Source organism: Tritonibacter scottomollicae (assembly GCF_032924845.1).
Lineage (GTDB): Bacteria > Pseudomonadota > Alphaproteobacteria > Rhodobacterales > Rhodobacteraceae > Epibacterium > Epibacterium scottomollicae.
In genome coordinates, this window is the sequence record NZ_CP136707.1 from 85,233 (window position 1) to 103,338 (window position 18,106).

At 56.3% G+C, this 18,106-nt stretch carries 15 protein-coding genes; 7 read left to right on the forward strand and 8 right to left on the reverse strand.

The features are described from left to right. Positions 1-58 precede the first annotated feature (58 nt). Together R1T40_RS21505 and R1T40_RS21510 are read left to right on the forward strand one after the other, a co-directional pair. Positions 59-1,267 (forward strand): aminomethyltransferase family protein, encoded by a 1,209-nt coding sequence (locus R1T40_RS21505; RefSeq protein ID WP_317387183.1) that lies wholly within the window; start codon positions 59-61, stop codon positions 1,265-1,267. A gap of 8 nt (positions 1,268-1,275) precedes the next feature. After that, entirely contained in the window at positions 1,276-2,298 is a 1,023-nt protein-coding gene (locus R1T40_RS21510; protein ID WP_123619117.1) for a GlxA family transcriptional regulator, read from the forward strand. Here R1T40_RS21510 and R1T40_RS22325 read toward each other — a convergent pair. Continuing rightward, positions 2,253-2,510 (reverse strand): LysR substrate-binding domain-containing protein, encoded by a 258-nt coding sequence (locus R1T40_RS22325; RefSeq protein ID WP_102875619.1) that lies wholly within the window; start codon positions 2,508-2,510, stop codon positions 2,253-2,255. The two genes, R1T40_RS21510 and R1T40_RS22325, sit on opposite strands and share 46 nt — an antisense overlap. A 66-nt stretch (positions 2,511-2,576) precedes the next feature. Here R1T40_RS22325 and R1T40_RS21515 point away from each other — a divergent pair, with 66 nt between their 5' ends. Next, positions 2,577-3,998 (forward strand): aldehyde dehydrogenase family protein, encoded by a 1,422-nt coding sequence (locus R1T40_RS21515; RefSeq protein ID WP_317387184.1) that lies wholly within the window; start codon positions 2,577-2,579, stop codon positions 3,996-3,998. Positions 3,999-4,032: 34 nt separating this feature from the next. Here the strand turns inward: R1T40_RS21515 and R1T40_RS21520 are convergent, their stop codons facing one another. Genes R1T40_RS21520 through R1T40_RS21545 form a run of 6 tightly spaced genes read right to left on the reverse strand, consistent with a single transcriptional unit; the run spans position 4,033 to position 9,619 of the window. Continuing rightward, positions 4,033-4,860 (reverse strand): alpha/beta fold hydrolase, encoded by an 828-nt coding sequence (locus R1T40_RS21520; RefSeq protein ID WP_158526391.1) that lies wholly within the window; start codon positions 4,858-4,860, stop codon positions 4,033-4,035. Positions 4,861-4,913: 53 nt separating this feature from the next. Further along, positions 4,914-5,729, reverse strand: coding sequence for an SDR family oxidoreductase (locus R1T40_RS21525; RefSeq protein WP_317387185.1), 816 nt, complete (start codon positions 5,727-5,729; stop codon positions 4,914-4,916). Positions 5,730-5,751: 22 nt separating this feature from the next. Further along, the gene (locus R1T40_RS21530; protein WP_394805046.1) at positions 5,752-7,032 is read right to left on the reverse strand and encodes a TRAP transporter large permease; all 1,281 of its coding nucleotides are present in this window, start codon (positions 7,030-7,032) and stop codon (positions 5,752-5,754) included. After that, the gene (locus R1T40_RS21535) at positions 7,032-7,613 is read right to left on the reverse strand and encodes a TRAP transporter small permease subunit (RefSeq protein WP_102875624.1); all 582 of its coding nucleotides are present in this window, start codon (positions 7,611-7,613) and stop codon (positions 7,032-7,034) included. Before R1T40_RS21535 ends, R1T40_RS21530 begins: the two co-directional genes overlap by 1 nt. A 57-nt stretch (positions 7,614-7,670) precedes the next feature. After that, complete coding sequence (locus R1T40_RS21540; protein ID WP_102875625.1) at positions 7,671-8,720, reverse strand: TRAP transporter substrate-binding protein; 1,050 nt, start codon at positions 8,718-8,720, stop codon at positions 7,671-7,673. Between the two features lie 41 nt (positions 8,721-8,761). Further along, complete coding sequence (locus R1T40_RS21545; protein ID WP_058274579.1) at positions 8,762-9,619, reverse strand: crotonase/enoyl-CoA hydratase family protein; 858 nt, start codon at positions 9,617-9,619, stop codon at positions 8,762-8,764. Between the two features lie 54 nt (positions 9,620-9,673). Between R1T40_RS21545 and R1T40_RS21550 the strand changes: the two genes are divergently transcribed. From R1T40_RS21550 to R1T40_RS21560, 3 genes are all read left to right on the forward strand, one after another. Further along, positions 9,674-10,645: a LysR family transcriptional regulator gene (locus R1T40_RS21550; protein ID WP_158526392.1), complete on the forward strand. Its 972-nt coding sequence runs from the start codon at positions 9,674-9,676 to the stop codon at positions 10,643-10,645. A gap of 88 nt (positions 10,646-10,733) precedes the next feature. Beyond that, complete coding sequence (locus R1T40_RS21555; RefSeq protein WP_102875627.1) at positions 10,734-12,353, forward strand: class I adenylate-forming enzyme family protein; 1,620 nt, start codon at positions 10,734-10,736, stop codon at positions 12,351-12,353. An 8-nt stretch (positions 12,354-12,361) separates the two neighbouring features. Then, complete coding sequence (locus R1T40_RS21560) at positions 12,362-14,632, forward strand: molybdopterin guanine dinucleotide-containing S/N-oxide reductase (protein ID WP_317387186.1); 2,271 nt, start codon at positions 12,362-12,364, stop codon at positions 14,630-14,632. 395 nt (positions 14,633-15,027) lie between these two features. On the opposite strand, the gene R1T40_RS21565 is transcribed toward R1T40_RS21560, so the two are convergent. Further along, complete coding sequence (locus R1T40_RS21565) at positions 15,028-16,194, reverse strand: MFS transporter (RefSeq protein WP_317387187.1); 1,167 nt, start codon at positions 16,192-16,194, stop codon at positions 15,028-15,030. Positions 16,195-16,282: 88 nt separating this feature from the next. Between R1T40_RS21565 and R1T40_RS21570 the strand changes: the two genes are divergently transcribed. Beyond that, on the forward strand, positions 16,283-17,617 hold the full coding sequence (locus R1T40_RS21570; protein WP_317387188.1) for an aminotransferase-like domain-containing protein: 1,335 nt from the start codon (positions 16,283-16,285) through the stop codon (positions 17,615-17,617). The last annotated feature ends 489 nt before the right edge of the window (positions 17,618-18,106 follow it).

The window sequence follows — 18,106 nt, forward strand, 5'->3', positions numbered from 1 at the left end:
CATCTGTCCTTGTCGAAGATCACCCGCAGGCGTCTAACAACTCTGAACGGTGAACAATATGACAACTGACCTTTCCCACTTCCGCTTCGTCGCTAAGGCGCTCCCCAATCAGGGCGCGCGCCCGCGCGAATTGGCCCGCACCATGCCTGCACATCCGCTGAGCTACATGGAGCTGCCCTATGATCCCGAATACACGCTCTACAACTCGCGCCTGACGCCGGAGAAACTCGACACGGCCACGGATGACGAGATGTATTGGGCCGTGCGCACCAACGTCATCTTGCGTCACACCGGCGAATTGCCGATCGAGATCAGCGGGCCGGATGCCGAAACCTTGCTGAACAAAGTGTTCACCCGCAGCGTCAGCAAGGTGAAGCCGGGGCGCTGTTCCTATCAGTTCGCCTGCTATCACGATGGCGGCATGATCACCGATGGGGTGCTGCTGCGGCTTGCGGAAGACAGGTTCTGGATGGCGCAGGCCGACGGCGACCTGTTCAGTTGGTACAAGGCACACGCCGAAGGGCTGGACGTGAAAATCCACGACCCGAATGTCTGGGTCAGCCAGATTCAAGGCCCACGGTCGCTGGACTTGCTGGCTGCTGTGCTGGACGGCCCCATGCCCGATCCTTTCCGCTATTTCGACTGCGCCGAGGTTTCCATCGCGGGGCAGGCCTGCTGGATCAGCCGCTCGGGCTTCACCAACGAATTAGGCTGGGAAGTTTACATGCTGCCCGACACTGACATCCCCGCCATCGGTGACAAGATCATGGAGGCAGGTGCTGCCTTCGGCATTCTGCTGACCGGAACGCCAGTGTTCCGGGCACGGCGGATCGAGGCCGGGTTGCTCAATGCCGGGTCGGATTTCGGGGCGGACACGACGCCGTTCGAGGCGGGTCTTGGCGGGTTTGTCGAATTTGATGATCGCGGTTTTGTTGGCCGCAAAGCGCTGGAGTCCGTAGAAAAATCCTGCCGCACCTGGGGCATGCGGGTTACCGGCGGCGTCGCTCAGCTTGGGCGCGTCATGACCATTGATGGCAAAGACGCAGGCCTGGTCTGCTCCTCGGGCTATTCGCCCTATCAGGGCTGCGGTGTCTGCATCGTGCGCATGGACGACCCTGCGCGGGGTCCCGGCACGCAGGTCGATGTGCTCTGTGCTGATGGGTCCACCCAGAGCGGTGAGCTCTGCACCCTGCCTATGTATGACGCCGACCGCCTGATCCCGCGCGGCAAGTTGGTGAATATTCCAACCAAACCGAATGCAGATTAGTGACCTTCATGCCCGGCGTTTCAACAGCACGCATCGGGAGTTGCGAACCAGAGGCGGCTTCGGCCGTCTCCACGCACTTTGCTTTTCTACTGTTGAGGTCGTCCTCTTCCTTGGATCTTTGTGCTGCGCTGGACGTGTTGAATGAAGCTAACCAGTTTGACCAGACGCCCAGATATTCGTGGTCTCTGTTCAGTGAAGACGGAAACGCTGTGTTGACGTCTAACGGTTTGTCCATGAATGTGGATGGTCCGATGATGCCGGTCAGCAGAAGAGACACGGTGATCGTGCTGGGAGGCAAAGAATACGTCGACGCATCTACTTTGCCAGTTCTGGCCTGGTTGCGAAGTGTTTCCCGGAAAGGTTCGCGCATAGGCGCGGTGGGAAGCGCTGTCTTCACCTTGGCCAAAGCCGGGGTACTTTTGAACGAACCGGTAGCTGCGCATTGGGTATACAGGGGAGCAATTGCCGAAACTTGCCCAGACTTGGATTTGGAGCAGAACATCTTCTGTATTGGCAAAAAAGGCCTGACCTGTGCCGGAGGGGCTGCGACCTTGGATATGATGTTGCAGCTGATCGCCGAAAACAGTGGCAGCAGTATAGCCAACTGGGTGGCAGACAGGCTTGTTTGCGGCTCTGTTAGGACTGGGCAAGAAGAGCAGTCGGTTGCTGAGTTCCTGCATACAGGAAAGCGAAACACCAAGCTCGCAAGCGCAATCAGACTTATGCAGTCAAACTTGGAGGAACCTATTCCAGTTCAAGAAATAGCTTTGTCGGTTGGTATTTCAGTGCGGCAGCTTGAACGTCTCTTCAAGGCGCTTTTGTCTACAAGTCCAAAAGCATTCTACAGAAAACTGAGGCTCGAACATGCGCGGCGATTGCTTCATCAAACAGCGTTGCCAATCATCGAAATTTCCATTGCCAGCGGCTTTAGCAGCCAATCCCATTTTTCCAGACTTTATCGCAGGCACTTCGGCGTCTCCCCTCATCAGGATGCTGCAATCTCGTTGGGCAACAGGTCGAGGAATCTATAAAGTGCCGGATTGTGTGCTTCCTTGAGCCAAACCGCCGAAATGTCGACCACTTTTCCCACATCCCGGATGCGCACAGCGCTGAGCCCTGCCCGGCGCGCGCGCACAACGCTCTCTGGATAAATCAGGACGCCCATGCCCAGCAGCACAAACGTGAAGAACTCATCCCGAAGGTACGCAACCTGACCGGTCTTTGGGACAAACCCCCGTTCGATGCAGAGATCTCTGACAAGGTTGGTGAATGGAAGCCAGGGTGTGTCACCTCAATCGACGGTCGAGAGATGGCCGTGGAAGACCCCTCCACCGAAGAGAAGATCGCAACTATCACGCTAGGCGGTGATGCGGATGCCGATGCGGCTGTTGCCGCAGCCAAAGCTGCCTTTCCGGACTGGGCGACCACGGAACCCGAGGCTAGGGTCGCCGCGCTCGAACGGCTAATGGACATCTATAAGTCTCGCGCACAAGAAATGGCACAGGCGATAAGCCACGAAATGGGCGTACCGATTGCCTTGGCGAAGACGGCTCAGGTGGGGGCCGGAGCCGGGCATCTGAAAAACACCATCCGCACGGCGAAGGGCTTTGCCTTCGAACGGCGCTTGGGCGACCACGCGCCCAATGACATGATCCTCTATGAACCGGTCGGCGTCTGCGCTTTGATCACCCCCTGGAACTGGCCGATGAATCAGGTGATGCTCAAAGTCGCGCCTGCATTGGCAGCGGGTTGCACGATGGTTCTGAAACCCGCCGAGCAGGCACCGCTCAGCGCCATGCTGCTGGCCGAAATGATTGACGAAGCAGGTTTTCCGCCAGGTGTATTCAATCTGGTCAATGGAGATGGCGCAGGCGTGGGCAGCGCCCTCACCGCGCATCCGGACGCGGATATGGTCAGCTTCACCGGCTCGACACGTGCAGGTGTAGCGATCAGCAAATCCGCGGCAGACACCGTCAAACGCGTCAGCCTTGAACTGGGCGGCAAGGGCGCCAACATCATCTTTGCCGATGCCGATGCCGATGCCGATGCCGATGCCGATGCCGATGCCGATGAAAAGGCGGCCACACGCGGTGTGCGCCATTGCTTCAATAATTCCGGCCAGTCTTGCAACGCACCGACCCGGATGCTGATTGAACGCTCAATCTATGAACAGGCCGTCGAAACCGCGCATTCAGTTGCAGAAAAAACTGAAGTCGGACCGGCAAACGTTGAAGGTCGACAGATCGGCCCAGTTGTCTCAAAAACCCAGTTCAACAAGATCCAATTCCTGATCAAGCGCGGTTTTGATGAGCGAGCAAGATGGGTTGCGGGCGGACTGGGCCTGCCGGAGGGGTTGGAGCAAGGCTACTTTGTCAGACCTACCGTCTTTGCAGACGTCACACCGGACATGACGCTTTGGAAGGAGGAAGTCTTTGGCCCGGTTCTGGTCATGACTCCGTTTGATACCGAAGAAGAGGCCATCGCATTGGCCAACGACACGCCCTACGGCCTGACCAACTATGTCCAGACCAACTATGTCCAGACCGCTGATAAGGCCCGTGCACGCCGGGTGGCGCGGCAACTCCGTTCTGGCATGGTTGAAATGAATGGCAAATTCAGTGGGGCGGGCTCCCCTTTCGGCGGCATGAAACAGTCCGGCAATGGGCGCGAAGGCGGCGTTTGGGGCTTAGAGGAATTCCTCGAGGTCAAAGCCGTCACCTGTTGGGAGTGAAAACTGGATTCGGTTCTTTTTTTGGAACCGAGCCTCAAATCTGTGCACCCAGAAAGGCGACAAGTTTTTTTGCGATCTCCGATGCAATTTCAACGTGAAGGAAGTGTCCGCATGCGTGGAAGATCTGAAGTTGAGCCATTGGAATAGCTTGCGCCATGGCTTCGATTTCTGTGGCTTTCACCATGCGGTCTTCCTGCGCCGCAAGAATCAATGTCGGAACTTGAAGCGCGGACAACTTTGCGCGCAAGTCCAACTTTGAACACGCAGTGAAATCGTCAAGCAGAACGTTTCCTCCAGCAGACATCATCCTTTGCCGCGTAGTCTTCACAAAGTGCTCTGGCGTCGATTTATGCCAACAGGAGCGCGCGATGGCGGCGACGGTATTTTCGGTCTGGTTCTTTAATCCCTCCAGCAAATCGGGTGTGACCGACATTCGCGCAGCCCCAGCGATCAGACACAGTGAGGAAATTCGTTCGCTGGATTGCAGCGCGGCTGACAACACAACTCCGGCACCCATTGAGTGCCCCACTAGGCAAACGTTTTCCAGACCAAGCGCTTCAATGAACCTGAACACCGCTGAACCGTAGCTGTCGATATCACTAAGGCTTTGGCCATAGGATCCACCGTGACCGGGTAGATCGATAGCAAAGACTGGATAAGAATGCAGCGATTGCCCGCCCTGGCCGGGCAGAACAGCCGTCGACGACGGAAGGCCAAGAGGGGCTGTCGCCGCCGCCACACTCCTCCAAGACTGCGGCCAGTCGAGCTTGGACCCGCCCGAGCCATGAATCAGTACAAGTGAAGGTCGCTCCGACGTCACCGCAATCCCGTTGGAGTTAAAGCAAATATCTTGCCCATTCACGCTCACCTTTTGGTTAGCGAATGTCTCAAGCCGAGGTTGAGGTCTCACAGCCGTCACACCAGCTTGTGCATTGTTTCCAGATCAGTGGAACCGATCTCGTCTACAATTTTGCTGCGCAGTTTTCGCATCGCGCCCAGCCATTTGTCGTAGTTGGCCGATTTGAATTGGATGAATTGCGCGACATCCGCGTGCGGCAAGATCAGGAAGCTTTCCTGCGCAACACCCTCAACCACGGTTTCTGCAAGTGCTTCTGGCGTGATCACACCCGGCAGATCGCTTGATGCGCCTTTATCGGCATACCCCAGCATCGGGGTTGCCACATATTGCGGACAAATGACCGAAACCTTGATCCCGTCACCGCCATGGGTGATCGCGACGGATTCAGCGAACCCTAAGGCAGCATGTTTGGTTGCAGAATAGGCCGCATCACCGATTTGGCTCAGCAACCCGGCAGCCGAAGACATCTGCAGCAGATAGCCGCTCCCGCGTTCGATCATGCCTGGCAGAACCGCGCGAGCGGCATAGACATGCGCCATCACATGAACGTCCCAGCAAAGGCCCCAGGTGTCATTGCTGGCCGAGGCTGAATGTGATGGCTCGCCCAAACACACACCCGCGTTTGAGCAGAACATGTCCACCGGGCCAAAGTGCTGCTCTGCCCGCTTAACCAACGCCTGCACATCGGCCTCCTTGGTTACGTCGCATGCCACACCCAAACCATCAATCTCGGCCGCGGTTGCTCGCGTAGCACCTTCGTCCAGATCGGCGACAACAACCTTTGCACCCTCCTTGGCGAACCGAGTGGCTAAGGCCGCACCAATGCCGCGTGCGCCGCCGGTGATAATGATCGTCTTATTCTTAAGATCCATGAGATTTTCCTTTCGCAAATTTTTACAGAAGAGATGGCAGCCACAGCGCCATCGAGGGAAATGCAATCACAAGGCCAATCATCACAAACATGGCGAAGACGAACGGGATCGCCCCTTTGATTACGTCTTTGATTGGTCCGCTTTGGCGGATGGATTGCACAACATAGAGGTTCAGCCCAATCGGCGGTGTGATCAAAGCGGTTTCCAGCAGCAACATCAGCACCACACCGAACCAGATCGGATCGTACCCAAGGGCGACGATCACCGGCACGACAATGGGGGTCGTTGTGATCAACATGGACAGGCTCTCCATGAAACACCCCATCACCAGATAGATGGCGATAATGATCAACAACACCTGAAACGGGGACAGGCCCAGGCCTTCGATAAAGCTTTGGAATGCGGCCGCGAGGCCGATGACGGCAAGCACGAAGTTCAAGAATGCCGCTGCCAGAATGATCAGCATGATCATCGCTGTTGTCCGCATGGTGCCTTCAAATGATTTCAGAAGCATATCCCGTGTCAGCTTGCCGTTTTTCCACGACAGCAAGAGTGCCGCAAGAACGCCCAGAGAGGCACTTTCCGTTGGCGTCGCCCAACCCGCATAAATGGAGCCGATGACCACGATGAAAATGAACAATGGCTGCAACAGATTTGGCAGGCTCGCGAAACGCTCAGACCACGAAATTGAGATCTTTTCGCCGCCCCAGCCTTTGTTGGCGAGGCACAGAAGGACGATGGTAAGACTGTAGAGCCCCGCCAAGACCAGCCCCGGTAGGATACCCGCGAGGTAAAGCTTGGGCACGGATGTATTGGTCAAAAGCCCGTAGATGATCAGGCCAACGGAAGGCGGTATCAGAATGCCAAGTGTCCCACCGGCGGCAAGCGAGCCAAGAAACAGGGGTGTGTGATAGCCGCGCTTGTCGATCTGCGGCACCGCAACCGTCCCAACGGTGGCCGCCGTGGCAACGGACGACCCAGACGTCGCCGCAAAGATAGCGCTGGAACCGATATTGGAATGCATTAGCCCGCCCGGCAGCCATGACAGCCATTTTGCCATCGCATCATACATCTTTTCAGCGATGTCCGAGCGCAGCATGATCTCGCCCAGCATGACAAACATGGGCACCGCAACGAGCAGAAATTCGATCGAGTTTTCCCACATCATGTCACCAATGGCGCGACGCAAAGGCATGATGGAAAAGCTCTCGTCCAGCACCACACCCAACAGGCCAAGTGCTGCGCCAACCGGGATTGCAAGGAAGATGAACAGAAGCAGAAGTGAGAACGTGACGATAAGGATCATGATTTGCCCTCCGTCTCGACCAGCTCCGCTTTGATTTCACCCTCGATGCCTTCAGAGCCGATAAGCTCAGAGACTGCATCCCAATTGCGGCGCAGCACATTACCTGCCACACGAAATGCAATCAACACCCACATCGCCAGGGCAAGTCCGATCCCGCTGATCCAGACAATCTGAGGAATAGAAAGCGGTGTGCGCAGGGGCGTGACCGAGATACGGCCGGTTTCAACCGTTCCTTTGACCAGTTCAAACCCGTACCAGCCAATAAGTGCGAACAGCGCGCCAAGTGCGAGAAAGCTGAGAATGTCCAATGCAATACGCAAAGGGCGCGGCATCAGATTATAGACAACGTCGATCCGCACATTTCCTTTCTTTCTGATCACTGCGGCGTAGGACCAGGCAGTAGCTGCCGCGAAGACATAGCCTGAAATTTCATCCGCGCCCCCAAGCGACGCGTTGAAAAGCTTACGCATGATGACTTCCAATCCCACCATGAAAGCTGTCATCAAAAGGGCCGCCCCTGCGACCCAAACGGCAATTTCTGAGACACGGTCAAGCGCGCCTTGTGTTCGGATCAACATGGTAAACCCCCTGCAAAGTTGGATGGCGGCACCAGCATGCCAGTGCCGCCAGGCGCGTTACTGAATGGATAGACCGTTGGCGGCGCCGATCGTGGCGTTCCACGGGCCTGCGCAGTCCGCGTCGCCGCAGCGGTCGAGCCAGCCTGGGAAGACATGGCTTTGCAGGATCCCTTTGGCCTGCGCGCTATCGTCTTCGGTCATCGGGATAAGGCTCATGCCGACGGCATCACCTTTGGAACAACCAGCGTCATCACCCGTCAGACAGGCCAACCCCTCGTTTTCTTCGGTGACATAGTTCGTCCAGGTAGTGTCTTCCCAATTGCTGATCTGCTCGGCCAGTGCGGAGCGGGATGCGTCATCAATGCTCTGCCATTTGGAAAGGTTCGCGTAGAGCCCCGCCATGCCCATGTTAATCGGCAGTTCACCAACATAGTTGATCACCTCGTGCCAGCTGGCGTCATAGGCTGGGATCGCACCAGTGACCGCGCAATCGACGACGCCGTTCTGAATGGCAGGAACAACCTCACCGAATGCAATCGTCACGTTCGTCGCCCCTGCGCCCGACAAGAAGTCTGCGTGGGTGGCGCTTGAGGTCCTGATCTTGCGGCCTTCAAGTCCGGCCAAGCCATCGAACTCGTCCTTGCAGAACACGAACTGGCGACCAAAGGGGTAATGCGCCAGCATGATTAGGTTCTGCTCCGCCAGACGTGCATTGATCACGTCGCGGTAGGCATCGGCATTGGCACGTGCACTGGCCATATCGGTTGCTACACCGGCAAGATCGATGCCTTCCATCTCGGGCGTCGATCCGGTGACATAGGCGACAACCATGTTGCCCATATCGAATACTCCGTTTTGTAGCAAGTTGAGCGTCTCGTACCCTTTCAGGCCCATGACAGAGATGGAGACGATTTCGCCGCTCATCTGACCTTCGGTGTTTGCAGACAAGGTTTCGGTCCAGAACGGCGCTTCGTAGTTTTTGAACTGGCTGAGACTGCTCCAGGTCCCAAGCACCTTAAACTGGTGCGGCTGGATGTCGTCTGCCTCTGCCGTTCCAGCGGCGACTGCAAAACTTATCCCTGCGATGGTGGCGAGTGATTTCAACATGAGTTTCCTCCCTTGGATGTGTTGAATATGTGCCGCTGCGGTTATTCCGAGCGGTCGTTGATGGGTGTGTTGGTGGTCCAGTCAAAACTTCCGGTGTCGCGTTCCTGAACGGCCTGTTTCCAGCCGACCGCCTCGACGCGGGCCTTGAAATTCATCCCTTCGGGCGAATGGCGGGTGATCCCGTCAAAGACGGTGGCCAATCTTTGGGTCTGGTTGATCTTTTCTTCCACGGCCGCATTGATCACCATCTTCTGCATGGCCAGCTGGTTGATCGGAACGCTCGCCATCCGGGCGGCCAGTGCTTCGACCTCGCCGTCCAGCTGTTGATCCGGCACCGATTTCAGAACCAATCCCATCTCGGCTGCCTCAGCCCCGGTGATCTTGTCGCCGGTGAACATCATACGCTTGGCTTTTTCCGGCCCCAGCCGGTGCACCCACATCGCCGTCGTCGGGCAGCCCCAAACACGGGTGGGCATATAGCCGATCTGCGCTGTGTCGCCCATGATCGTCAGGTCCGCGCAAAGGGCTATGTCCGACCCACCTGCCACAGCGAACCCGTGCACCTTGCAGATCACTGGCTTCATCGCGCGAAAGAGCGACATGAAACTTTGCGTATTGGCCCACATAAACTGGAAATCCTGCATCGGATCCCAAGGCATCTCTTGCACAACCTGATTTGTACCATTGCCTTCGGCGTAATGCGCCAGGTCATAGCCTGAACAGAAAGCCTTGCCCGCACCCGACAAGACCATCACATGCACGTCCCTGTCGGCATCCGCTTGCGCCACCGCCGCAGCCAACTCGCCTGGCAAGTCATCGTCGATGGCATTCATCACCTCGGGACGGTTCAGGGTGATCCGACCAATGCGGCCGTCTTTCTCGTAAAGAACTTTTGGCAAGGTGCGTTGCTCCAGTTGTGACTCTCGGTTCGCTGACCGGTTATGGGAGCATGGTTGGCAAACCTGATATTTTCCATTATTAGTTTTCTATGTTTTGATAACTTTGGAGTATCAATAATGTTACCAACACTTCGCCAACTCCTCGTCTTCAAAACCGTAGTTGAGCAAGGCAGTTTTCGAAAAAGCGCTGACGTCCTGAACACATCCCAGCCAGCGCTGTCGAACTCTGTTAAGGCGCTGGAGGATGTTCTGGGAACGTCGGTGTTCTTCCGAACAACACGATCTGTGGAACTGACTGCGGCTGGCACCGCGCTTTATGCGCGCACCGATCAGATTTTTGAGATGGTTGAGACTGCCACATTGGAAGCCCGCGATGCGGCAGACGGCAAAGGCGGCAGGCTACGATTAAATTACGTGGATTTTGCGATCCTGGGTGGATTGCCCGATGTGCTGGAAAACTTTCGGTCGAAAAACCCGAAGATAGAGATTGACATAGGTTTCGCCCGCACGCTTGAACAGATTGAAAAAATGCAGAAAGGCCAGATAGATATCGGGTTCATTTTTGACATGGACACGCCTATTCCGCCGGATTTCAGGCGATTGGTTTTCAGTGTTGAAGGGCTTGCCGCTGTTGTGCCCAGAGCGCATCGGTTGGCCAAGAGGGCCACGCTGGAGCTGGAGGAGCTCAAAGGCGAACCCATCATTGCGGGCGACGCCAGATGGGAGCGGTATACGGATATGGTCAACGAGCATTGTATTGCCCGTGGCTTCTCGCTCGAGATTTCTCAGCGGGCTTACTTGCGCGACGAGATGCTGTCCCTCGTTCTGGGCGGCATGGGGGTTCTGATCTATCCCAATTGCATCATGAACGCCGCACGCTTTGGTTTGCGGGCTATTCCGATCAGCGATGTTGGCGATGTTATCACGACCTCACTGATCTGGCGCAGCGACAGCGCGAACCCAATTGTAGCCCCGTTTGTCGACGCTGTGCGCAAGTCGTTGGGCAGCGACTTTGATGTAAAATAATTATCAATACATAGATTTTTGATATTTGAGAATTCGCGGCACGTTGCCTCTGATATTTCATGAGAACAATGAATAATCAGAGCCACAAATGTACAACTTACACCTCGAAAAAGCGTATTTCCCAGCTCAGTCAGACATGGATGCAATCGATGTGCCTATTGGCGAAGGCCTAAGGGAGGTCACAGCAAGCAACATTTACAAGCCGGCACTGACTGAGATCCGTCAAGATGGGTCTCGGGGACGCTCCTGGACATACGGCGCGCTTTGGGATGATTGCGAACGATTAGCGCTTGCTTTGAGTTCGCGTTTTACCAAGGGCGAAAAGATTGTGGTCTGGTCTCCAAACAGCCCTGAATGGGTTTTGATGGAATATGCCTGTGCGCTTGCCGGTCTGGTGCTTGTAACGGCCAACCCATCGCTGCAAGCCAAAGAACTTCGGTATGTACTCGAGCAGTCTGGCGCTGTTGGCCTGTTCCATGTTCAGGAATTCAGGGGCAACCCTATGGCACAGATCGCCACGCTTGCCAGCGACGGCAATAACTTCCTGCGGGAAGTAACTGATCTTGATGATCACGACGTTTTGTTTGCACGAAGCTCAAACGAGGCACGTCTTCCTGAAGTGTCGACCTCCGATCCGGCACAAATTCAATACACGTCAGGAACGACCGGGTTTCCAAAGGCCGCGCTGTTATCCCATGGGGGGCTGTTGAACAACGCGCGCTTCTATGCAAATCGCTGCGGCGTCACACAAAACAGCATCTGGATCAACATAATGCAGATGTTTCACACATCCGGCTGTGGGATGGTGACGTTGGGCGCAATGCAGGTAGGCGCGCATATGGTACTTGTCAGCTTGTTTGACGCGCCGCGCATCGTCGATCTGCTTGAAAGCGAAAAGGCCGATGTCATTCTGGGCGTTCCGACAATGGTGGTCGCCCTACTTGAGGAACAAGAACTTAACCCACGTGATACAACTGCGCTGCGCGTGATCAGCTGCGGCGGCGCAAATGTTGCCGCGGATTTGATACGACGGGTGAAGAAAGCGTTTGGATGCGGATTTTCGACCCTCTATGGCCAGACGGAGCACTGCCCAGTCATCACCCAGCACCACTTGGACGACAGCATTGATGATATCTGCAAGACGATTGGCCAGCCGATCCCGCAAACAGACGTGTCAATCCGACGTTTGACTGACAATTCCTGCGCTGACCTGAACGAGTCAGGTGAAATCTGCGCGCGCGGTCCGTGCACTATGCTTGAATATCACGACAACCCAGCGGCCACGTCCGAGACGATTGACGCAGACGGTTGGCTTCATACAGGCGATCTGGGCACAATGGATGCGCGAGGCTATCTCAAGATCACCGGACGGGTAAAAGAGATGATTATTCGTGGCGGAGAGAACCACTTCCCTGCGGAAATCGAGAATGCGATGCTAACGCATCCAGAGATTCAAGAAGTCGCTGTGGTCGGCATCGCCGACGAGAAGTGGGGCGAGTTAATCGCGTGTTTCCTCCGGACATCGGGCGATGCAACTTTGAGCGCGGCGGAACTGAAATCTCATTGCCGATCCGAATTGTCTCCGCAAAAAACGCCAAATCTTTGGATTGAGGTCAAAAGCTTTCCGATGACCGGGTCCGGCAAGATCCAGAAATTCGCCTTGCGCGATTTGTTCGAACGCGGTGAACTCACACCTTTAACGGCATAGGTGATCCAATGACGAATTCCGAACGGGATCTGCTGACGGCGACGCATTGGGGCACCTACCGGGTGGATGTTGAGAATGGTCGTGTCACCAACCTTCGCGGGTTTGAGCATGACCCAGATCCCTCGCCAATTGGGCCGGGGATTGTGGATGTGCTTGACGGCCCAACACGGATCACGGCCCCGATGGTGCGCAAGAGCTGGCTGGAAGGTGGCCCGGGCACGGCGGGTGACAAACGCGGGTCGGACGCATTCGTGGAGGTAAGCTGGGCTGAGGCCAACCGGCTGGTCGCTGCAGAGCTTACCCGCGTGCGCTCCACCCATGGCAACCGCGCGATTTATGCCGGGTCTTACGGCTGGGCCAGCGCAGGGCGGTTTCACCACGCGCAAAGCCAGCTCAAGCGGTTTCTGAACTGTATCGGTGGATATACCGGTTCCAAAAACACGTATTCCTTCGCTGCGGCAGAGGTGCTCGTACCTCATGTCCTCGGCACCTTCCGCGGGCATTTGGATACAACCACAAGCTGGGAAAGCATTGCATCAGATTGCGACCTGTTCGTCGCTTTCGGCGGTGTGCCTCTGAAGAACGGACAAATCAGCCAGGGTGGGACCGGCGCACACGTACAGAAAGGCGGATTGCTTGCGGCACACAAGGCAGGCGTCAAGTTCGTCAATATCTCTCCTCTCAGGGCGGACCTGCTGGACCGGGTCAACGCAGATTGGCTGCCCATCCGGCCCAATACAGACGTGGCGCTGATGCTGTCGCTGGCCCATGTGTTGCTCAACGAAGACCTGCACGATCAAGCGTTCCTTGACCGCTACACCGTCGGTTTTGCGCGTTTTGCTGACTATCTGTTGGGCAAAACGGATGGCATTCCCAAATCACCTGAATGGGCCGCAGACATTTGCGAGATTCCTGCCGACACCATCCGTGATTTGGCCCGTCGCATGGCGCGCAGCCGGACCATGATCTCAACCGCTTGGGCTTTGACACGTCAGGATCACGGCGAACAACCGTTTTGGGCGGCCATCGCACTTGCGGCGATGCTGGGGCAGATCGGCCTGCCGGGGACGGGCCTGGGTTTTGGCTATTCGGCGATGAACAACACCGGATTGAACCGCACGCCAATCCACTATGCGTCCTTTCCGCAAGGCCATAATCCTGTGCCGGATTTCATCCCCGTGGCGCGCGTGACAGACATGCTGGAGACCCCCGGGGGGAAATTCGACTATGACGGCGCGTCTTACAAGTATCCCGACATCCGGCTCGTCTGGTGGGCCGGTGGCAACCCCTTCCACCACCATCAGGATCTGAACCGTATGCGGAGGGCCTGGGCCAAGCCCGAGACCATCATCGCCAATGAATGGTGCTGGAACGCATTGGCCAAACATGCCGATATAGTGCTGCCCTGCACCACGCCGCTGGAGCGCAGCGACATCGCACTGACGCCCAAAGACCCCTATCAAGTGGTGATGGACCGCGCCATCAAACCCGTGGGACAGGCGCGTGATGATCACGAAATCCTACGTGGCATTGCCGCTGAAATGGGCGTGGAAGAGGCGTTTACCGAAGGGCGCAGCCCGCAGGATTGGCAACGCTGGATCTGGGAGGTTTCGCGCCAACAGGCCGCAGGACAACGTGTTGAGCTGCCCGGTTGGGAGAGCTTGCAGCGCGACGGCTGGGTCAAGGTACCGGTGCCGGACAAGCCCACTGTCATGCTGGACGCTTTTCGCACCGACCCAGAGGCCAACCCGCTCGCCACACCGTCGGGCAGGATCGAAATCTTTTCGCAGACCATCGCAGACTTCGGCTATGACGATTGTCCCGGCCACCCCTCGTGGATGGAACCGACCGAATGGCTGGGCCGCGCAGCCCCGGATGACCTGCACATGATATCCAACCAGCCCCGCAACAAGCTGCACAGCCAGTTAGATCACGGCGCGGTCAGCCAGGCTGACCGGCCAAAGGGCGTTGAACCGATGACGATGCACCCCTCAGACGCTGCGGTGCGCGGGCTGATCGAAGGTCAGATTGTCAAAATTCACAACACCCGCGGCGCATGCCTTGCTGAACTGCGGATCAGCGACATGATCCGACCCGGCGTTATCCAGATTGCGACCGGCGCATGGCTCTATTCTGACGGCGACCTCTGCCGCCGTGGCAACCCGAACGTGCTGACCCGTGACAAAGGCACATCAAGACTGGCCCAAGGTCCCGTGGCGCATTCTTGCCTTGTCAAAGTAGAGACTATTGCAGGCAAAGATCATCAACTAAAAAGGTGAACTGAACGCTGAACAGCAAAACAAGACTTCAAAATTCACGTGAGATGACCATAGAACTTGTCCGGCTGGGCGGACCTATTTGCATTGGCTGACGCGCGCCACAAGCAAAAAAGCTTTCCAAGTCCACTCGGACACGCGTCTCTCTTGTCCGGACATCATGCGACGAAGTGCAGTTTGAATGGTGACGCCGAGACCGGCTGGGAATGACCGCTTCGACGATTTGAATTGCGACGCCGCATGAACGCCGCTGCATGTATTGACTAATGCTGCGTGAGCAACCGTTGCACCAGCAAAAGGCCGGTTTGTCCGCATCTTTCCAGTTCGTGCACCGTGCAGCGAAATGCACTATTTCCTGGACCAGCCGTTCGTAGATCTGGGCCGCCGATACCATGCTTTTAACCGGCGTTTATTGCAGTTCCTGACGGGTCTGAACGCTGGCTCCATACCAGGACGATGATCCCGGTCACAGTGATCTGGGCTATCGCAAATACAACCATCGCAGATAGAAGGCCGAGCATATCCGCAAGTACACCGCTTGCGATCACCGGAAGAGAAAAGCCAAAGTAGGCGTAGACAAATAGTCCTGCTGTTGCGCGCGCACGATCATCCGGCGCACGCAAGGTAACCTCTGCCAAAGAGGCGAGATAGGTGAAACCGTAGCTCGCTGCGCTGGTGATGCAGGTGCCAAGAAGAACAAATGCCAGTACCTTCAGCCAGACACCGGCCAGAAGAACCAGAAAACCAAGCGGGATCAGAATGAATCCTAGAGCGAGGGCACGCGCGTTGGTCATACGTCGTGCAATCGGCTGGCACAGGAACCCCACGAAGATAGCCAGAAAAATGACCAGTCCTGTCCACCCTCCGAGATTGTTTTCAGCCAGTTCTAGCGGAACGACAGCGATGGTCATGCCGGTTGTAGACCACGCCAGTGCCATCGCTGCTCCGAAGACCCACGTTCCCACAGGGAACACCGGGAAGCGCAAAAGCGATACTGGCCTTGGCTTGTCAATGCGCGGCAATGTCAGGGCAATCATTGCCAGAACTGGCGCGGCTACGAATAGGGCAATGTAGCTGGCTGGTAAGAGCGTATGACCTTGCAGGCCGAGACTGATACCAGTTGCCAGTGCGCCGCCGCCAAAACCAAGAGACGTCGCCGAAGTCACTATAAGGGCAGCGCTCTTCGCGCGATCAGCGCCCAGGATTTCTGTCATGTAGGCGGTTCCGGCTGTTGTTGCGAGGCCAGTGCCGATCCCGAGCATGAACCGTGCGATAACCAGACTGATCCAGCTTGGGATTTGCACGAGAAGCGCTGTCGCAAGGGCCCCAAGGATCAGCGCCAGTGCAATCGGAATCCGCCGCCCGATCCGGTCTGATAGGCCACCGAGCAGCAAGAGCGTCGGCATGAGCCCCCCGACATAGGCTGCAAATGCGACCGTTACGGCCGTCGCACCCACATTACTTTCTGCCGCGTAGGCATCATAGAGAGGGGCCTGCAGATTCACGGCAAATGTCACCGTGAATAAACCAACGGCGAGAAATGAAATCGGGATCACTTTGGGCATGGGCGGACCTCGGAGATTGACTTGAGATCGAAATGCCATGATGAAAACAATATGACAATTTTTCTATTGTACTAGGTACAGTGAGAATATGAAGAAACCCAGATACGTGCGTTTGGCAGACGTGCTTTCCACCGCGATCCAGGATGGCAAGCTGGCTCCTGGCACGAAGCTACCGACACATCGGGCCTTTGCGGAACGGGCTGGTGTGGCTCTTGCAACCGCGACAAGCGCCTACCGGGAACTTGAAAAGAGGGGCTTGGTTGTAGGCGAAGCCGGTCGCGGTACATTCGTGCGCGATCTCGGATTGCCGCCGACACTTGGCGTTCAGCAAACTGCCACCGATGGCCTTGTCGATCTTATCTTCAACATGCCTGGCGATGCTGGTGACACGGATATGCTGCGTGCAGGACTGCGACAACTCACAGTGGCGGGAGACCTGGAGGCCATGCTGCGCTATCAACCCCACGGTGGGCGAGCGCATGAACGCCGGATCATTGCCCGAAGTCTTGCTTCAATTCTTGGTCCAATTGATCCGGAATGCCTTCTGATGACATCCGGCGGTCAGCACGGGCTGGCAACCATTGTACTGGGGCTGCTGCGGCGCGGGGAAGCGGTTGCGACCGATACGCTGATCTATCCGGGCTTCAAATCCGTCGCTGCCCTACAGGGCCTCGAACTTGTTCCGGTGGAAGGGTGGGCTGGTGTCATGGACCCGGACGAACTGGATCGGCAATGCCGTGATAGAAGGGTTCGTGCGGTCTATTTGATGCCGACAGTCCATAACCCTCTGGGCGCTGTCATGGATGAAATGACACGCCTCCGCATCATCGAGATCGCACGGAAACATGATCTTTTGATCATCGAGGATGCAGCTTACGCATTTCTGGAGTCGAATCCGCCGCCAAGTCTGTTCTCAATCGCACCGAAGCGAACGATCTATGTCGGTAGCTTCTCGAAAAGCATCGCGACGGGGTTGCGGTTGGGCTATGTGGTTTCGCCGACAACCCATATCGACCGATTGCTCGAAGTGATCAGAGCGACGACCTGGAATGCCCCGGCCATAGTTTCCGGTTTGGTCACAGGTTGGGTAGAGGACGGTACACTCGCCAGATCCGAAGAGGCGCGAAAGCAGGATGGGGCGAAGCGCCAGCAAATTTGCAGGGCTGTTCTGGATGGATCGGAGGTTCTCGGGCATCGCAACGCTGGTTTCGCCTGGTTGCCATTGGAAAAAGGGATTCGTGCCGAACCAGTGGTCACGCGCCTCAAGGAGCTTGGTGTTTCCGCCTCTGGGGCGGAGCCCTTTGCAACAACGCTTGCTGTACCGCAGGCATTGCGGCTCGCATTTGGCGGTGTTCCAATTGACGAACTTGACGGGGTGCTCCAGAAAGTCCGAGATGCTGTCGAAGAGGTTTCAGGGGCGTAGGTGTCGCAATGGCCAATATCGGTTCCTTTTGCCAGTGACAAAACCGGGGTCAAATATCTTTTAGTGTGTCGGCTGCAGATCAACGGAAGGAAATTTCGATCACAGACTTTGAAAGAGAATATGCCTTCGCAGGCGACATGCACGCGCAGTTTCAACTCATTAAGGACGCGTTTAATAGTGGCGATGAACAAAAATTTGAGCACGCGCTTCGCACCGTATGTGACGCGAGAGATAACCTTCGCCGCGGAGTTCTCGACATGATAAGAGACGCCGATTGAAGCGAGCCGCCGCGTTCGTCAAATTACTTCAGTATTCTCGTTAGCCAACGCGGCTTCAGAAGGTATCATTTTCAGAACATGTTCGACGTCCCTGCGACGATAGATATTTCGACCATTCTCATTAGACCGATCAAGCGGTTCAATCGGCGCCTTTTTCAGCATAGATTTAAACCTTTGTGAATTGAACTCACTCTGCCGCGCCAGATTTCTA